Annotated in this window: 19 protein-coding genes; 5 read left to right on the forward strand and 14 right to left on the reverse strand. The window is 36.7% G+C overall.

Going from position 1 to position 18,249, the window contains the following annotated elements:
• Position 1: 1 nt before the first annotated feature.
• The 6 genes from ruvA to ACFO7M_RS12545 all read right to left on the reverse strand — a co-directional run bounded on the left by ruvA (position 2) and on the right by ACFO7M_RS12545 (position 5,742).
• Positions 2-583, reverse strand: coding sequence for a Holliday junction branch migration protein RuvA (ruvA, locus tag ACFO7M_RS12520; protein ID WP_379735960.1), 582 nt, complete (start codon positions 581-583; stop codon positions 2-4).
• Positions 584-678: 95 nt separating this feature from the next.
• Complete coding sequence (locus ACFO7M_RS12525) at positions 679-2,970, reverse strand: NADP-dependent malic enzyme (protein ID WP_379735962.1); 2,292 nt, start codon at positions 2,968-2,970, stop codon at positions 679-681.
• Positions 2,971-3,101: 131 nt separating this feature from the next.
• Positions 3,102-4,028, reverse strand: coding sequence for a tRNA epoxyqueuosine(34) reductase QueG (gene queG / locus ACFO7M_RS12530; protein ID WP_379735964.1), 927 nt, complete (start codon positions 4,026-4,028; stop codon positions 3,102-3,104).
• Between the two features lie 108 nt (positions 4,029-4,136).
• Complete coding sequence (ruvB, locus tag ACFO7M_RS12535) at positions 4,137-5,159, reverse strand: Holliday junction branch migration DNA helicase RuvB (RefSeq protein WP_379735965.1); 1,023 nt, start codon at positions 5,157-5,159, stop codon at positions 4,137-4,139.
• A gap of 53 nt (positions 5,160-5,212) precedes the next feature.
• Positions 5,213-5,509 (reverse strand): GNAT family N-acetyltransferase, encoded by a 297-nt coding sequence (locus tag ACFO7M_RS12540; RefSeq protein ID WP_379716782.1) that lies wholly within the window; start codon positions 5,507-5,509, stop codon positions 5,213-5,215.
• A 2-nt stretch (positions 5,510-5,511) separates the two neighbouring features.
• Positions 5,512-5,742, reverse strand: a complete 231-nt coding sequence (locus tag ACFO7M_RS12545; RefSeq protein WP_379716785.1) for a (4Fe-4S)-binding protein — start codon at positions 5,740-5,742, stop codon at positions 5,512-5,514.
• Positions 5,743-5,828: 86 nt separating this feature from the next.
• Between ACFO7M_RS12545 and ACFO7M_RS12550 the strand changes: the two genes are divergently transcribed.
• Positions 5,829-7,235 (forward strand): APC family permease, encoded by a 1,407-nt coding sequence (locus tag ACFO7M_RS12550; protein WP_379735967.1) that lies wholly within the window; start codon positions 5,829-5,831, stop codon positions 7,233-7,235.
• A 25-nt stretch (positions 7,236-7,260) separates the two neighbouring features.
• Here the strand turns inward: ACFO7M_RS12550 and ACFO7M_RS12555 are convergent, their stop codons facing one another.
• The 4 genes from ACFO7M_RS12555 to rimP all read right to left on the reverse strand — a co-directional run bounded on the left by ACFO7M_RS12555 (position 7,261) and on the right by rimP (position 12,571).
• Positions 7,261-7,869 carry a murein L,D-transpeptidase catalytic domain-containing protein gene (locus tag ACFO7M_RS12555; RefSeq protein WP_379735969.1) on the reverse strand — a complete coding sequence of 203 codons (609 nt, stop codon included), beginning with the start codon at positions 7,867-7,869 and terminating at the stop codon, positions 7,261-7,263.
• A 130-nt stretch (positions 7,870-7,999) separates the two neighbouring features.
• Positions 8,000-10,807 (reverse strand): translation initiation factor IF-2, encoded by a 2,808-nt coding sequence (infB, locus tag ACFO7M_RS12560; RefSeq protein ID WP_379716794.1) that lies wholly within the window; start codon positions 10,805-10,807, stop codon positions 8,000-8,002.
• A 43-nt stretch (positions 10,808-10,850) separates the two neighbouring features.
• Complete coding sequence (nusA, locus tag ACFO7M_RS12565) at positions 10,851-12,092, reverse strand: transcription termination factor NusA (RefSeq protein WP_379716797.1); 1,242 nt, start codon at positions 12,090-12,092, stop codon at positions 10,851-10,853.
• A gap of 14 nt (positions 12,093-12,106) precedes the next feature.
• Positions 12,107-12,571 carry a ribosome assembly cofactor RimP gene (gene rimP, locus ACFO7M_RS12570; RefSeq protein WP_379735971.1) on the reverse strand — a complete coding sequence of 155 codons (465 nt, stop codon included), beginning with the start codon at positions 12,569-12,571 and terminating at the stop codon, positions 12,107-12,109.
• Positions 12,572-12,748: 177 nt separating this feature from the next.
• On the opposite strand from rimP, the gene ACFO7M_RS12575 reads away from it, so the two are divergent.
• On the forward strand, positions 12,749-13,573 hold the full coding sequence (locus tag ACFO7M_RS12575; protein WP_379716803.1) for a universal stress protein: 825 nt from the start codon (positions 12,749-12,751) through the stop codon (positions 13,571-13,573).
• Positions 13,574-13,644: 71 nt separating this feature from the next.
• On the opposite strand, the gene ACFO7M_RS12580 is transcribed toward ACFO7M_RS12575, so the two are convergent.
• Positions 13,645-14,076 (reverse strand): TerB family tellurite resistance protein, encoded by a 432-nt coding sequence (locus ACFO7M_RS12580; protein ID WP_379716806.1) that lies wholly within the window; start codon positions 14,074-14,076, stop codon positions 13,645-13,647.
• A 127-nt stretch (positions 14,077-14,203) separates the two neighbouring features.
• Here ACFO7M_RS12580 and ACFO7M_RS12585 point away from each other — a divergent pair, with 127 nt between their 5' ends.
• From ACFO7M_RS12585 to ACFO7M_RS12595, 3 genes are read left to right on the forward strand one after another with little or no spacing between them, the layout of a single operon-like run.
• Complete coding sequence (locus ACFO7M_RS12585) at positions 14,204-14,797, forward strand: HupE/UreJ family protein (protein ID WP_379716809.1); 594 nt, start codon at positions 14,204-14,206, stop codon at positions 14,795-14,797.
• A 1-nt stretch (position 14,798) separates the two neighbouring features.
• Positions 14,799-15,227, forward strand: coding sequence for a deoxycytidylate deaminase (locus ACFO7M_RS12590; protein WP_379716812.1), 429 nt, complete (start codon positions 14,799-14,801; stop codon positions 15,225-15,227).
• The gene (locus ACFO7M_RS12595) at positions 15,227-16,801 is read left to right on the forward strand and encodes a S41 family peptidase (RefSeq protein WP_379735973.1); all 1,575 of its coding nucleotides are present in this window, start codon (positions 15,227-15,229) and stop codon (positions 16,799-16,801) included. The genes ACFO7M_RS12590 and ACFO7M_RS12595 overlap by 1 nt, the downstream gene beginning before the upstream one ends.
• A gap of 2 nt (positions 16,802-16,803) precedes the next feature.
• Here ACFO7M_RS12595 and ACFO7M_RS12600 read toward each other — a convergent pair whose 3' ends face one another.
• From ACFO7M_RS12600 to ACFO7M_RS12610, 3 genes are read right to left on the reverse strand one after another with little or no spacing between them, the layout of a single operon-like run.
• Entirely contained in the window at positions 16,804-17,415 is a 612-nt protein-coding gene (locus ACFO7M_RS12600) for an NAD(P)/FAD-dependent oxidoreductase (protein WP_379716818.1), read from the reverse strand.
• On the reverse strand, positions 17,416-17,619 hold the full coding sequence (locus ACFO7M_RS12605) for a hypothetical protein (RefSeq protein ID WP_379716821.1): 204 nt from the start codon (positions 17,617-17,619) through the stop codon (positions 17,416-17,418).
• A 39-nt stretch (positions 17,620-17,658) separates the two neighbouring features.
• Positions 17,659-18,234: a MarC family protein gene (locus ACFO7M_RS12610; RefSeq protein WP_379716824.1), complete on the reverse strand. Its 576-nt coding sequence runs from the start codon at positions 18,232-18,234 to the stop codon at positions 17,659-17,661.
• Positions 18,235-18,249 lie beyond the last annotated feature (15 nt).

An 18,249-nucleotide genomic window follows, 5' to 3' on the forward strand; every position in this document is an offset into this window, starting at 1 on the left:
ATTATAAATTTTTTAAGGCTTGTTTTATTATAGTTTCAACGCTGGCATCTGGGGAGTTTGCAATAATCTTATCTACAACTTTTTCGGAAGCTTTTCGAACAAAACCTAAAACCTCCAAAGCAGATAACGCTTCATCACGATTTGTATTGCTTGGAAGTAACGAAACTTCCTGAATATCATACAATTTTAACACTTTGTCCTTTAAATCAAGAATGGCTCTTTGTGCTGTTTTGGCTCCAATTCCTTTAATTGATTGAATTGTTGCAACATCCCCCGAAGCGATTGCATTCATAATTTGCCTGGGTTCCAATGACGAAAGCATGGTTCGGGCAGTATTAGCACCTATACCAGAAACAGAAAGTAACAATTTGAAAATTTCTCTTTCCGATTTTTCAACAAAGCCATACAGAGTGTGACTATCTTCCTTCACAAGAAGACAGGTAAACAGCTTTACAAAGTCTAAACTTGGCAACAATCCGAAAGTATGTAAGGAAATATTAACAAGGTAACCCACTCCATTACAGTCAATTACAACTTCTGTAGGTGATTTCTCTACTAATTTCCCTTGAATATGCGCAATCATAGTTAGTTTGGTTAACTTCCAAATATACTAATTTTCTTTAATTAGCATCAATTTTCCAGTTCAACTACTTGATTTCTCGATAAAGAATCTGCTGGTTATTTTCTGGCGTTTTTATGTCTTTTTTCTTTTTCTTGAGCATCAACAACTGCCACTGCCGCCATATTTACCATTTCTTCTACACTAGCTCCCAATTGAAAAATATGTACCGGCTTATCCATCCCCAACATAATCGGACCAATAGAATCTACTTTGTATAATTCTTTCAACATTTTATAAGTAATGTTAGCTGATTCCAAGTTAGGGAAAACCAAGGTATTTACTTTATGTCCAGCTAATTTAGAGAATGGGAATTTACTTTTCAACATTTCTGCGTTCAAAGCAAAATCCGTTTGAATCTCACCATCAACAATCAAATCAGGATAATAGTTATGCAAATATGCAACTGCTTCTCGAACTTTGGCTGCACTTTCGTCTTTTGAAGATCCAAAATTGGAAAAAGACACCATAGCAATAACTGGCTCAATACCAAACAATTTAGCAGTTTTAGCGGTCATCAAAGCAATTTTTGCTAGATCATCGGCAGATGGATTGGGATTGATTGCCGTATCAGAAAGAAACATGGGACCACGTGGTGTCATCATCATATTAGCAGCAGCCATACGGGTTACCCCAGGAGCCTTGCCAATCAACTCCATCATTGGTTTTACCACTGAAGGATAACTGCGTGAATAACCTGTTACCAAAGCATCCGCTTCTCCTTCATTTACCATCATAGCTGCAAAATAGTTACGTTCACGCATCCATTTCTGTGCATCTAAAAGTGTAATTCCGCGACGACGACGTGCTTGCCAATAAGTTTCCGCAAAACGAAGTCTACGTTCATCTTCTTCTTTGGTTTTTGGGTCTAAAATTTCAACCTCGGCATCAAAACCTAATTCTTCTTTTAATTCCAATATAATTTCTCGATTTCCTAACAAGACTGGTATTCCAATACCCTCTTCATGAACAATCTGAGCTGCTTTTAGCACATCCAAATGATCTGCTTCTGCAAAAACCACTCGCTTAGGTGCTGTTTTAGCACGATTAGCTAACAAACGAACCATTTTATTATCCGAACCCAAACGTTCCAACAACTCATCTTTGTATCGCTCCCAGTCGGTGATTGGGTTTAATGCCACACCACTTTCCATTGCTGCTTTTGCAACTGCAGGGGCAACTTCGGAAATTAATCTTGGATCAAAAGGTTTAGGGATAATATAGTCACGTCCGAAATTCAATTTGGTTTCTCCATAAGCAATATTCACTTGCTCCGGAACGGATTGTTTTGCAAGAGAAGCTAAAGCTTTCACGGCAGCCATTTTCATTGCTTCGTTAATTTTAGTTGCTCTTACATCCAAAGCACCACGGAAAATATAAGGAAATCCTAAAACATTATTCACCTGATTAGGATAATCGGAGCGGCCAGTAGCCATGATGATATCATCACGAGTAGCCACGGCTAAATTATAATCAATTTCTGGCACCGGGTTAGCCATAGCAAAAACAATAGGGTTTTTGGCCATTGTCAACAACATTTCCGGCTTTAAAATATTCCCCGCAGAAAGTCCTAAAAACATATCTGCACCTACAAGTGCTTCTGCTAAAGTTTTTGCATTTCCTTCTTTGGCATATCTTTTCTGTAGATTTGACAAATCAGATCTACTTGTGGTCAACATTCCATCTACGTCAAACATCATGACGTTTTCCGGTTTTACCCCCAACAAAACATATAAGTTGGCACACGCCAATGCAGCAGATCCAGCTCCAGAAACTACCAACTTGATTTCATCGACATTCTTTTCGGCTAATTCCAATGCATTTAATAATGCTGCCGAGGAAATGATTGCCGTACCATGTTGATCATCATGCATTACAGGTATATCCAATTCTTCAACCAGTCTTCTCTCTATTTCGAAAGATTCAGGCGCCTTGATATCTTCTAAATTGATTCCTCCAAAAGTTGGCGCAATCGCCTTAACTGTATCTACAAATTTATCGATATCAGTTGCATCCACTTCAATGTCAAACACATCAATATCCGAGAAAATTTTAAACAACAATGCTTTCCCTTCCATTACTGGTTTTGATGCCTCAGGACCAATATCTCCCAATCCCAAAACAGCAGTACCATTAGAAATTACAGCCACCAAATTTCCTTTAGCGGTATATTTATAAACTTTATTGACATCTTTTGCGATTTCAATACACGGTTCTGCCACCCCTGGCGAATACGCCAATGACAAATCTCTCTGTGTGGCGTATTTTTTAGTAGGAACTACCTTTATTTTACCGGGTTGCGGTTTTGCATGATATAGTAAAGCTTCTCTGCGTTTTTTATCGTCTGCCATATTTATTTAGAATAATTGGAACTTGCAAAGTTATGAGATGTAATCGAAGTAGGAAAGTTTTAAGAACAAACTTTATATCACATTTAAACTCTTTTGTTATTTTTTGGAATGATATGTAACATTATTAAAAATCACTCCATCTGTAAAAACCTTATATTTCTCTGTAAACCATCCAGTTTTGTTCTTTTTACTGCCGAATTTTTGAAAACCGCCCTAAAAGTTTCTTCGGTGATTTCCTGCCAATCCTTTTTGGAAAAAGATAAAATTTCTGGATTTGGATTAAAAAGTGGCTCATTGTGTGGTTGTGAAAACCGGTTCCATGGACAAACATCCTGACAGACGTCGCATCCAAACATCCAATCGTCGAACTTACCTTTCATTTCATTGGGAATATTATCCTTCAGTTCAATTGTGAAATAGGAAATACATTTACTCCCATCAACAACATAAGGCGCCACAATAGCCTGAGTAGGACAGGCATCCAGACAAGCTGTGCAAGAGCCACAATGATCGGTCGTCGCATGATCATACTCCAATTCTAAATCAATGATCAATTCTGCAATGAAATAAAAAGATCCCACCTGTTTGGTGATCAAATTACTGTTTTTCCCAATCCAACCTAAGCCACTTTTCGCCGCCCAAGCTTTATCTAAAACCGGTGCTGAATCCACAAAAACCCTACCACTAACCTCTCCGATTTCAGTTTGAATAAATCGCAATAAATCTTTGAGTTTGTCTTTGATGACAAAATGGTAATCCTGCCCGTAAGCATATTTGGATATTTTATACGAATCCTGATTTTGTATTTCTGACGGATAATAACTTAACAAAAGAGAAACTACGGTTTTGGCACCATCAACCAATAATGTGGGATCAAGCCGTTTATCGAAATGGTTTTCCATATACGACATCTGGCCATGTCTATTGTTGTTCAGCCAATTTTCCAATCGAGGCGCTTCCTCCTCTAGAAAACCTGCTTTGGATATACCACAAGAAAGAAACCCGAGGCGTAAGGCTTCGGTTTTAATTAAATGCGAATATTTCTCTTTAGTGTTCATTTGTATTAGGGGTTGAAGCGGCATCCTTTTTGAAACCCGATAACAATCGGGAGAAAAAAGATAAAGCGGAAGACCCGACCCGACGGAAGCATGGAGGCGGGAAATGCCCTAAAATAATTCACCTTGATTGGCACCTCTTACCCTTCCTAAATGCTTGTATGCTTTCTCGGTAACTTCGCGACCACGTGGCGTTCGGATAATGAAACCTTCCTGAATCAGAAAAGGTTCGTACACCTCTTCAATGGTTTCACCGCTTTCAGAAACTGCCGTTGCCAAAGTAGTTAAACCCACGGGCCCACCTTTGAATTTATCGATAATTGTGGTTAATATTTTATTGTCCATTTCATCCAATCCATGTGCATCAACATGCAATGCCTTTAGAGCAAATCGGGCGATTTCAATATCAATTTTTCCATTTCCTTTGATCTGAGCAAAATCACGTACGCGACGCAACAAAGCATTCGCAATACGAGGTGTTCCTCGACTGCGCCCAGCAATTTCAATAGCTGCCTCCATAGAAATTGGCATTCTTAAAATAGAAGAACTTCGTTGAACAATAGTAGTCAACAATTCAGTATTATAGTATTGCAGTCGGGACTGAATTCCAAAACGGGCACGCATCGGAGCGGTTAACAATCCTGATCTTGTAGTTGCACCAACCAAAGTAAACGGATTGAGATTAATTTGAACGGTTCTGGCATTTGGCCCAGATTCAATCATGATATCGATTTTGAAATCCTCCATCGCCGAATACAAATATTCTTCCACGATTGGACTTAAACGATGAATTTCGTCAATAAACAACACATCCCTTTCATCAAGATTGGTTAACAATCCTGCTAAATCACCCGGTTTATCCAATACAGGACCAGAAGTAATTTTTATGCTTACCCCTAATTCATTCGCCAAAATATTCGCCAATGTGGTTTTTCCTAATCCGGGAGGGCCGTGAAACAAAGTATGATCTAACGCTTCTCCTCTTAAGTTGGCAGCCTGCACAAAGATTTTTAAGTTTTCCAATACCTGATCCTGACCTGTAAAATCATCGAAAGAAAGAGGACGCAATGCCTTTTCAATATCAACTTCTTCAGGAGTAAAACGGTCTTTATTCGGATTCAAATTTTCATTCATCTGGCAAAGATAGAAATTTAGTATTCAGTCACAGTTGTTAGTAAAGAGTTTTACTACACATTATACCCATGAGCTAGAATCTCTTTTCGTTCCGGATGGCGTTTAATATAAGAAGCAACAAAAGGACAAAGTGGTGCAAGAGTATAGCCATTCTCCTTTATATAATCCAACGTCTTTGAAACAATAGCAGAACCGACACCCTTTCCTTCCAATTCTCTCGGCACTTCAGTATGCGTTAAAAAAATAATATTTTCATTGCTCAGAATAAATTCAATAAAAGCAACTTTACCTTCTACTTCTAATTCAAATCGTTTTTTTTCTTGATTAAGAATCAATTCATTTTCAATCATATTTACTTATCCTCTTTTTCGTTGTTATAGTATCCAGACAATGCTCCCGAAGGGCATTTTGCTAGTTGATTCATTATTTCTTCGGAAGTGGCACCATGCGGATGAATCCAAGGCTTCTCTTTAGGTCTAAAAACACTCGCTAGACCCTTTGCACAATTTGCAGAATGACTACAAAGCTGCGGCTTCCAAACAATTGTAACTTCACCGTTTGTGTATTCTTTATTCGTTTCCATAACAACATCGATTAATCCTTAAAGTTACAAAAAAACCACTTGTAAACATTAGTTTTTATATCTTTATCCAAACTAACCCAAAAATTATGCAAGACGAAAAACAACATTTTAAACGCGAGTTAGGTTTATTGGATGCTACTTTATTAGTTGTAGGATCAATGATTGGCTCGGGTATCTTTATTGTAAGTGCAGACATCACTAGAAACATTGGAAGTGCTGGATGGTTGGTACTCATTTGGATTGTTTCCGCATTGATTACCATGACTGCAGCAGTAAGCTACGGGGAATTGAGTGCGATGTTCCCACAAGCTGGTGGACAATATGTCTATCTGAAAGAAGCCTATAACAAATTAATTGCTTTCTTATACGGATGGAGTTTTTTTGCGGTGATTCAAACAGGAACCATTGCAGCAGTAGGTGTTGCCTTTTCAAAATTTGCCGCCTATTTAATTCCATCGTTTAGCGAAAATAATTTTTTAATAGAAACTGAATCCTTCAAACTCAGTGCCGCTCAACTCGTTTCCATAGTTACCATAATATTATTAACCTACATAAACAGTAGAGGGGTTAAAAATGGAAAAATCATTCAAAAAATATTTACTATTACAAAAATTGCATCATTGTTCGGACTAATTATCTTCGGATTAGTATTAGCTGCAAAAAGTGACATTTGGGATGCGAATTGGACGAATGCATGGACTGCAAAGTCTTTTAGTAAAGACACCAATCTTTGGACTGAAATAGGAGGATTCACATTATTATCTGCCATTGCAGCATCTATGGTAGGCTCATTGTTTTCGAGTGATGCCTGGAATGGAGTAACTTTTATTTCGGGAGAAATTAAAAATCCGGAACGCAATGTAGGATTAAGCCTTTTCTTGGGAACATTAATAGTGAGTGTTATTTATGTTTTAGCCAATGTGATGTATTTGGCCGTTATGCCACTGAACGAAATTGCTTTTGCTCCTTCCGATAGAGTTGCTGTGGTTGCCTCAGAACATATTTTCGGGGCTACGGGCACAATCATCATAGCTGTAATGATTATGATTTCAACATTTGGTTGCAACAACGGTTTGATTATGGCTGGTTCACGTGTATATTACACTATGGCCAAAGATGGCTTATTCTTCAAAAAAGCAGCCAATTTAAACAAAGCAAGCGTACCTGGATGGGGTTTATGGATACAATGTATTTGGGCATCCGCTCTATGTTTGACTGGAAAATACGGTGACTTATTAGACTTCGTAATGATAATTGTAATCATTTTTTATATTCTTACCATTTACGGAATTTTCATCTTACGCAGAAAAATGCCCGATGTAGAAAGACCTTACAAAGCATTTGCTTATCCTTTTTTACCTGCTCTATATATATTGGTGGCTACAGCCATCTGTGTAATGTTATTAATTGATAGAACCCATACTTGCGGATGGGGCGTATTGATTATGCTTGCAGGAATACCCGTCTATTATTTAACGCAAAATAAACAGTAAAGAAAAAGGCTTCCATCTGGAAGCCTTAACTTTTTATAACCCATAACAAAACCGGTTTTACCGCCTTTTTCAATTTCGCATCAATTTCTTTCATTGCATCATTTGAAACCGCTGGACAACCCCAACCCTCAGGTGTTCCTTCTGGATATACTTCGTCATTAGGAATTTCCTCCCAAGAATGCAAAACAATCGCTCTTTCCAAAGCATTGGAATTCGTTTTGTCTTTTCCTTTCAGCAAATATTTAACACGAATACCCCATTGACTTGTTCCTCTTTTACCAATTATATATTTACCTATGGAAGAACAGTGAGAATCAAATTCATTACTGATTTTAGGATTATCTTTTGAAAAAGTATTATTCCATTTATTATCTCCACAACCATGACTCACCATGTATGATTTGATAATAGCTTTTTTATTAAAATCATAAATAAAAAAACGCTTTTTACCGGAATGAATATTCAGATCAACCAATAAATAATAATTTTTCTGCAGTTTATTTTTAATACAATAGTGCAATGCCTGTTTGGATATCGAGTCATAATTAGGCAACTTGTAATTGGCACTTGAAGTCGATTTTTCATTTTGACAAAATCCAAATGTAAAAAATAGTAAAAATATAAGGTGTTTCATATCTATAAAAAAAGCGAATCAAAGGTAACTCACTTAATCAATTAAATTGTAAAATATTTATTGACAACTATTTCCGGAAAACAAAAAAACTCCGAAAAAATCGGAGCTTTTTTATATAGCAATTCTACTATTATTTCAATTTTTTCTTCACAGCAACTTCTGTAAATCCTTCAATGATGTCGTATTCCTGAATATCGTTGTAGCCTTTAATCTGCATACCACAATCGTATCCTTTAGACACTTCTTTCACATCGTCTTTGAAACGTTTCAATGCGATTAATTCACCAGTGTAAATCACCACACCTTCACGGATCAAGCGGATTTTATTCGCACGTAGAATCTTACCATCAGTAACCATACATCCTGCAATAGTACCCACTTTAGAAATTTTGAATAATTCTCTAATTTCTGCAGTACCCGTAATTTCTTCTTTCATTTCAGGAGAAAGCATTCCTTCCATTGCATCACGTAAATCGTCGATTGCCGCGTAAATGATTGAATAGTGACGGATATCGATTTCTTCTTTTTCTGCTAGTTGTTTAGCATTTCCAGCTGGACGAACGTTAAATCCGATAATAATTGCATCTGAAGCAGAAGCTAACATTACGTCTGATTCTGTAATTGCACCTACTCCTTTATGAATAATATTGATTTGAATTTCTTCAGTTGATAATTTAGAGAATGAATCGGATAATGCTTCAACCGAACCATCCACGTCACCTTTAAGGATAATGTTCAATTCTTTAAATTGTCCTAATGCGATACGACGACCAATTTCATCCAATGTAATATGACGTTGAACACGAACCGATTGTTCACGCATTAATTGCGTACGTTTTGCAGCAATTTGTTTTGCTTCACGTTCATCTTCATAAACTGTGAACTTATCACCTGCAGTTGGCGCACCATCCAAACCTAAGATTGAAATTGGAGTAGATGGACCAGCTTCTTTAACGTTTTTACCACGCTCATCTTGCATTGCCTTAATCTTACCATGGTTTTTACCTGCTAAAATATAATCTCCAACTCTAACTGTTCCTGCCTGAACCAATACAGTAGAAACATATCCACGTCCTTTATCCAAGAAAGCTTCAACTACCGTACCAACACCTGGCTTGTTTGGATTTGCTTTAAGTTCAAGAACTTCAGCTTCCAACAATACTTTTTCCAATAAATCTTTAACTCCTAATCCTGTTTTTGCAGAAATATCATGCGATTGGTACTTACCACCCCAATCTTCCACCAAGAAATTCATGGCAGCTAATTTTTCTTTAATTTTTTCTGGATTAGCCGTTGGCTTATCCACTTTATTGATAGCGAAAACGATAGGAACACCTGCCGCTTGCGCATGGCTAATTGCTTCTTTGGTTTGCGGCATGATATCATCGTCCGCTGCTACCACAATAATAGCGATATCTGTAACTTGAGCTCCACGTGCACGCATCGCGGTAAACGCCTCGTGACCTGGCGTATCTAGGAAAGCAATTTCCTGACCGTTATCCAACTCAACTCCGTATGCACCAATATGCTGTGTAATACCACCAGACTCACCAGCAATTACATTCGTTTTACGAATATAATCCAATAATGATGTTTTACCATGGTCAACGTGACCCATTACCGTTACAATTGGAGCACGCGGTTTTAAATCTTCCGGTCTGTCCTCAATAACTTCGGTATTTTCTTCAATATCAGTAGTGATAATTTTTACTTCATAACCAAATTCATCTGCGACAATTTTCAAGATTTCCGCATCCAAACGCTGGTTCATGGTTACCATGATACCTAATGACATACAAGTACCGATAACCTTTGTAATTGGCACATCCATCATAGTAGCAAAATCTCCAACAGTAACAAATTCTGTTACATTTAGGACTTTACTTCCTTCTTCTTGCGCCTGCAATTCATCCTCGGTACGTTGACGGTGAGTATCACGTTTGTCACGACGGTATTTTGCCGCTTTTGATTTATTTCCTTTCCCTTGAAGTCTCTCAAGAGTTTCTTTGATTTGATTTTTTACTTCCTCTTCGGTAGGCTCTACTTTTACAATAGCTGGTCGCTGTTGATTATTTCCTTTACCGAAAGGTCGGCTACCTCCTGGTTTATTGAAACCACCTTGTCCTTGAGGTCTGTTTTGACCACCTTGACCCGGTTGACCACCACCTTGACCCGGTTGACCCGGTTTAGAAGGTATACGATTACGTTTCTTTTTATCTGCACCAGCAGCATTATTGTTATTGCCTCCTGGTTTATTTTGATTTCTATCTTCCGGTTTCTTTTTCGGTTTGTTGAATTGTGACAAATCGATAGTTTGTCCGGTAAAAGTGGCTCCTGTAAGCTTTGTATACTGTGTAGCATGAGTTTCTTCGGCAGGAGACGCTTCAACTGAAGGATTTGAAGTTGGTTTCTCTACTTTTTTCTCAATTACTGGCGCTTTAGGCTCAGGTTTCGCCTCCACTTTAATTTTCGGCTCTTCCTTTTTCACTATTACTGGTTCCACTTTAGGGGTTTCCACCACCACAGGTTTCACCTCTTCTTTTGGCGCTTCTTCTACAGGTTTCACTTCAGCAGGTTTAGGGTTCAAATCAATTTTACCTACCTGTTTTGGAGCAATAACACTTGCCTTAGCTTTGATAACTTCCTGGCGTGCGCGTTCTTCTTCCTGTTTGCGTTTTTCTTCTAATTCGTGTTCACGCTCTAAACGAAGCGCTTCTTTTTCTTTACGCTTTTCTTCACCAACCTCTTTGGATGCGTCTTTGTTGCCTTTGTCTCCAGCAAATTGATTTGACAGGACATTGTATATTTCGTCGTTGATTTTCGTATTAGGATTGGATTCAATAGTAAATCCCTTGTCCTTTAAAAAATCGACAGCTCTTTCTAACGAAATATTAAATTCCCTTAAAACTTTGTTTATTCTAATTGTTCCTTCAGACATAAATTTTATTTATGATTTATTTTTATTTGTTGGATTAAGGTGGTTAATCTTCAAATTCTTCTTTTAAAATCTTGATAACCTCAAGAATGGTTTCTTCTTCTAAATCTGTACGACGAACTAAATCATTCACATCCTGACTTAAAATGCTTTTTGCTGTATCCAATCCGATTTTTGCAAATTCATCGATAATCCAGCCATCAATTTCATCAGAGAACTCAGACAATTCAACATCATCATCTTCCGCCACATTTCCTTCTCTGATTACATCCAATTCGTACCCTGTCAATTGTCCAGCCAATTTGATATTATGACCTCCACGACCAATTGCTTTGGATACTTCTTCTAATTTCAAATACACCTCTGCAGATTTCTTTTCTTCATCAATTTTGATTGAAGAAACTTTAGCAGGGCTTAATGCTCTTGTGATAAACAACTGTAAATTATTTGTGTAGTTAATCACATCAATATTTTCGTTACCTAACTCACGAACGATACCGTGAATACGAGAACCTTTCATTCCCACACATGCACCAACCGGATCAATACGATCATCATATGAATCAACAGCTACTTTCGCTTTCTCACCTGGTATGCGGACCACTTTTTTAATGGTAATCAACCCGTCAAAAACTTCTGGAATTTCTTGTTCAAATAATTTCTCCAAGAATTTTTCTGAAGTTCTAGACATGATAATTTGAGGCTTGTTTCCTTTAAGCTCTACATTTTCAATAATCCCACGAACGTTATCTCCTTTACGGAAAAAGTCAGAAGGTATTTGCTTTTCTTTTGGCAATACAATTTCGTTTCCTTCATCATCTACCAAAATTACGGCTTTTGGACGTACGTGATGCACTTCTGCCGTATAAATATCACCGATTAAATCTTTAAATTGCTTGTAAAGATTTGTATTATCATGCTCATGGATTTTAGAAATCAAGTTCTGACGCAACGCCAAAATAGCTCTTCTTCCTAAATCAATTAATTTTACTTCCTCTGAAACTTCCTCTCCGATTTCAAAATCCGGCTCTATTTTACGCGCTTCTGAAAGAGAAATTTCTTCATTTTCAAAATCCAAATCCTCATCCGCAACAATAACTCTGCGTCTCCATATCTCCATATCACCTTTATCAGGATTGATAATGATATCAAAATTATCATCTGAACCGTATTTTTTCTTCAATGCGTTACGGAACACATCTTCCAAAATCGCCATAAGCGTTACACGATCTATCAGTTTATCATCTTTGAATTCTGAGAACGAATCGATTAATGCTAAATTCTCCATGCCAACTCTTTAATTTAAAATATTATAGTAACCACTGCATCCACGATATCATCATACACTATTTTCTCGTTATGCAGCACTGTTTCTTTTCCTTTTCCTATTTTTTTAGGTTCTCTCGAACTCCATTCCAACGTAATCGCTTCATCCGATACATCTACCAATTTTGCTTCAATGGTTTGCGTTTTTGTCTTTACAGTCAAAGTTCTACCAATGTTCTTTCTGTATTGACGAACCTGCTTTAGAGAAGCCGACACTCCTGCTGAAGCCACCTCCAATGCGAAATCCTGCTCTTCTCTATCCAAATTATGCTCAATAGCACGACTGATATTGATACAGTCTTGCAACTGCACCCCATTATCACCATCTAAAGTTACAATAATTTTGTTAGCATCGGTAATGGTTAAATCAATCAAAAACAGATCTGGATATTCCGCCAAACCTTCGTCTAATAATTGCTTTACTTTTTCTTTAAATCCCATATTGTATAAAAAGAGGCACGCTTTGCGTGCCTCATTATTTAAAAAACTACTAAATAATGGTGCAAATATACTACTTTTTTTATAATAATGAAATTATTGTATTATGTTAAAATTTTTCTTACCTTTAAAGTACTCTTTGGCTAAGAAAATTAATTTTAATCTCTAAACATCAAAATTATGAAACGAATATTAGTCCCTACTGATTTTTCTGAACATGCAGAGTACGCACTGAAAGTAGCCGCTCAAATTGCCAAAAAAAACGATGGAGAAATCATTTTAGTTCACATGCTTGAATTGCCTCACCAAGAAAACGACGCAATCACACATGGCCTAGAAATCCCTGAAGTAATGTTTTTCAAAAATGCTGTCCTAAGAAAAATGGAAGAACTCCTCGACAAAGACTATCTTGAAGATGTTAGAGTTTCGGAAATCGTCCAACTGGATGTTGCCCATCAAGGCATAATGAAAATTGGCAAAAATTACGATATTGATTTAATTATCATGGGATCTCACGGAGCCAACGGCATGAAAGAAATGTTTGTAGGATCTAATGCAGAAAAAGTAGTTCGGAATTCTGATATTCCTGTACTTATCATAAAAGACGACAAAGGCACATTCAATGTAGATAACTTTGTTTTTGCCTCTGATTTCTCCGATGAAATCAAAAAACCTTTTGCAAGAGTTGTAGAATTAGCGAATGATTTTGGAGCAAAGTTACACTTACTAAATATCAACACTCCAAACAACTTCAAATCGACACACACCGCTCAATCTATAATTGATAATTTCGCCAAAGAATTCAATATTCAAAATTACGAAACTCATATTTATAATGATGCCAATATCGAAGCTGGTGTTTTGAACTTTGCCAATCAAGTCAAAGCCGATTTAGTAGGCATGTGCACTCATGGAAGAAAAGGCTTGGCACATTTCTTAAACGGAAGCGTTAGCGAAAGTTTGGTCAATCATGCCCACAAACCTGTAATTACTTTTAAAATCTGATTCATTACAATACTACTAATAAAAAGAGCCATGCAATTGCATGGCTCTTTTTATATTTAATTTCACTAGTATTACTTGTTCATATGTTGCATTTCATATACAAATGTATCCAAATCAACATTCAACATCAGCAATGAAAAAGCTTTATCAACAATATAAGCAACGTTTCCAGGAGTAAAACCAAGCGCCAAAGCGAATTTGGTTAATATCTCTTTCTGTTTTGGCCCTAACACATGATCTACATATACCATTCTTGACAAATCATACAAACGCTCTAAACGTTGCACGTGTAAAGATGGCGGGTTAATAGGGTATTTCGTTGGATTTTCAAGAATTTCTTCATATTCTGCATCAGAAATTTCAAGACGATTTTTTAATTTATCTAAAAAAAGCTTTTCCTCTTCGCTTAAATCACCATCAGCAATGGCAACACGTACAATAGCCGAGAAATGTCCTTTATTTCTTGCCTTAAATTCGCTATCAAATAAATCAGAGATTGACATATGTTTGTTTTTATTAATTTCTTACAAATGTACTCATTTAAAAAATGTTTTCAAAAATTTAGCACTATCAATAAAATATGGAAACAAATAATTTTTGTAAGTTTGGTTCTCCTAAAATCTATCACATATGCAAGAGTTTTGGTTATATTTTGAAATGGGATTAAGACACGTCCTAGACATTAATGCTTATGACCATGTTTTATTCCTGATTGGACTAACGGTTCCATACTCGTTCAACGAATGGAAAAAATTATTTGTATTGGTCAGCCTTTTCACCATTGGCCATAGTGTTGCATTAGTACTTTCTGTATTCAACATACTTTACATTCGCGAAAACATTGTGGAATTTGTAATTCCCATAACCATTTTAATTGTTGCACTATACAACCTATTTACCGCCGGAAAAAACAACAAAACCGAAAACATCAGTTTAATCGCAATTGTTACGCTTTTCTTTGGAATAATTCACGGCCTTGGGTTTTCTAATTATTTTAAAGCCATTTTACCTGGCGATACAACAGACAAACTTTTACCGTTGGGGGAATTTGCCTTAGGTATTGAAGCTGCTCAAATTATAGTAGTTTTCATTGTATTGATTTTATCCTATATCGTTCAAACGGTTTTCAGATTCAACAAAAGAGACTGGACACTAGTGATGTCGGCATTTATATTAGGAGTGGTTGTACCAATGATTATTCACAGTCCGATTTGGAACCGATAACATGAAAGAAAAAAAATTAAACAAATACGACAAAGCCTATCTTCGTTTGGCAAAAGAATGGAGCAAGCTTTCTTATTGCAAAAGAAAACAAGTCGGCGCGATTATTGTGCATAATAGAATGATCATTTCCGATGGTTATAATGGAACACCTTCCGGGTTTGAAAACTGTTGTGAAGACGAAAACAACCTTACCCATTGGTATGTTTTACATGCAGAAGCCAATGCAATATTGAAAGTTGCCAATTCGACACAATCGTGTAAAGATGCTACCTTATATATCACACTTTCCCCATGTAAAGAGTGCAGTAAACTAATTCACCAGTCTGGAATAAAACGCGTAGTGTACTATGAAGGTTACAAAGACGACTCGGGATTACAATTTCTTTTAAAAGCTGGCGTTGAAGTACAACACATAGAAGATTTAGAATAATGAAAATAGATAAAGTATACTTACCCTTACTCGTTTTTTCGGCAGTTGCCGTAGGATTTCTGCTAGGCGGTATCTTTATCAAAGCACCGGTTTCAACCCAACAAATCACTCAAAACGAAACCAAACAAAAACTCAATAAACTCATTGATTTTATTGATTCGGAATATGTTGACAATGTCAACACCGATTCAATAGTAGATCAGACCGTAACTGGGATTTTAGAAAAATTAGATCCCCATTCAGTCTATATTGCTAAAAATGATGCCGAAGCCGAAGCACAAAACATGCGTGGCGATTTTGTAGGTATTGGCGTGAATTTTTTCATTGAAAACGACACTGTTACCATTATTAATCCAATTAAAGACGGTCCTGCTTACAAAGCCGGAATCAAAGCCGGAGATCGTATTTTGATGGCCGACAAGAAACAACTTTATGGTAAAAAAATCAATACTGATAAATTGTATAATGTCTTAAAAGGAGAAATTGACTCCAAGGTTATGCTCACTATTTATCGGAAATCCGAAAAGAAAAAATTATATATTACCATTACCCGCAATGTTATACCAGTTAAAAGCGTTGACATTGCCATAATGCTAAACAAAACAACAGGCTACATCAAAATCAATCGTTTTGCAGAGACTACATTTGAAGAATTCAAAAAAGGGCTGACTCAAATCATTAATAGCAAGGGAACCACTTTGGTATTGGATTTAAGAGATAATGGAGGAGGCTATCTTGAAGAAGCAGTTGAGATTGTTGATGAGTTTTTAAAAGAAAAAAAGCTGATCGTATTTACTAAGAACAAAAAAGGACGTATCGACAAAACATTTGCCACAACGGAAGGCACATTCGAAAATGGAAAAATCATCATTTTAATCAATGAAAACTCGGCATCAGCAAGCGAAATCATTGCCGGTGCAATTCAAGACAACGACAGAGGATTAATTGTTGGCCGCCGTTCGTTTGGAAAAGGTTTAGTACAACGCGAAATGCCATTTAAAGATGGTTCAAGTGTACGTTTGACCGTTGCACGCTACTACACACCTACCGGACGTTCTATTCAAAAGCCTTACGATCACGGAAGCAATGAATATTTTAATGATTTCATGAATCGTTATCACAATGGCGAATTATATGCAAAAGACAGCATCAAAATAGCCGATACTTTAAAATTCAAAACCCCTAAAGGACGAATTGTTTATGGCGGTGGTGGAATTGTTCCTGATGTTTTTGTACCCATAGAAGCCATAAAAGGCAATGAAGTAATCCCAATGTTAATGCAATCGGGCGTAGTAACTAATTTTGTATTCAAAGCCATCGACAAAAACCGAAAATCATTTGAGAAACTAACTTCGGATCAAATCAAAGAGAAAATCAACGCAACCGATATCTATTTCAATCAGTTCAAAGAGTTCGTAACCCAAACGGATGGATATATCGAATTAGAGAAAAGCAAAGCATTTATCAAACGATACCTTACTGCTGAATTTTGCCGTCAGTTATTGGGAGAAAACGAATATTTCAAGGTTGTTTTAAAAGATGACCCAATGATTAAAGCAGCGTTAAAAAACTAAGCTTATTTCACTCGCACACTATCGTGACTGTGGGTTTCTATCCCGTTATTCCAAAGCACTAATATATCTGTAGCGACAGCAGCTCCGCTTCCGGAAGCAATAGCCAATTGACTTCTATGTCCAGCTAATGTACCACAAACATAAAGACCTTCAGCTACTTTATGATCCGTATTTTTGAGTTGGATACGTTGTTTTTCGGGTAATGATTTCGAGTGAGGCTCTACATAATCCATCAATCCTTCGATGGCAAATAAATTAGAAGAACCAATACCTACTACCACAATTTTAGAAGTATACGAATGATGATTGGTCACTATTTCATAGCCTTCGGCAATTGGCGACACTTTCAGCACTTTTTCCCCTTCAATCTGTTGGATATGAGGATAAGTTTCATGCAAATGTTGCGTAGTTTCAAGCAAGATATCGGCACCTAATTTTCCAGCAGGAATACCGTAGGCATTAAAAAAAATAGCATCTTGAAGTGAAGATGCTTTTTGATGGGTAAGAATGGCAATCTTCTTATCCTGAGCGAAAGGTTTCTTGTGTGCCGAACCTAAAATCAAAGCACAGGAAACACTGGAAACACCACCGCCAATAATAAGAACATCCAACATTTATGATTGTTTTTTTAATTTTTCGTCGATAGCTTTCGACACTCTGAAGATCAATAAAATAACCACTGCACACAAAATAGCAAGGATACCGATTAGTCCTACCAAGCTATCTCCTTCAAACAAGTTATTAAAATCCAACTTCATTACATTGATACCTATAAGTACTGCTGCAAAAGCTAAAATTATGTAAGTAAAAATTTTCATCACGTATTTATTATTGGGACAAATTTAGGGTATTCTTTTTTAAACAAACAATCCTTTAACATTAGCCGCAAATAATTTAACAGCTATTGCCAACAAAATCACTCCAAATACTTTTCGGATAACCCCTAATCCGGTTTTACCCAGCATTTGTTCAATTTTGCCAGAAAGTTTCAACACAGCATACACAATAATGATGTTAATCAGGATTGCCACCACTATATTTATCGACTGGTATTCGGCACGGAGAGAAAGCAATGTAGTCATGGTACCAGCACCGGCAATTAAAGGGAACGCTATCGGAACAATACTGGCTGTTTTTGGCTCCTCGTCCTTATAAATACTTATTCCTAAAATCATTTCCAGAGCCAGAAAAAAGAGCACAATAGATCCTGCAACGGCGAATGACTTGACATCAACACCTATAAATTTTAAAATTTCTTCTCCCACGAAAAGGAAAACAATCATAATCAATCCTGAAACCAAACTCGCTCTTTCCGAATGAATGTGACCAATTTTATTGCGCAAATCCACAATAATTGGAATGGTTCCCACAATATCAATTACCGCGAATAAGACCATACCTACCGTAAAAACTTCTTTCCAGTCAAATGCCATACTGTATCAATTTTA

This window comes from Flavobacterium sp. GCM10023249, assembly GCF_042653365.1.
Taxonomy (GTDB): domain Bacteria; phylum Bacteroidota; class Bacteroidia; order Flavobacteriales; family Flavobacteriaceae; genus Flavobacterium.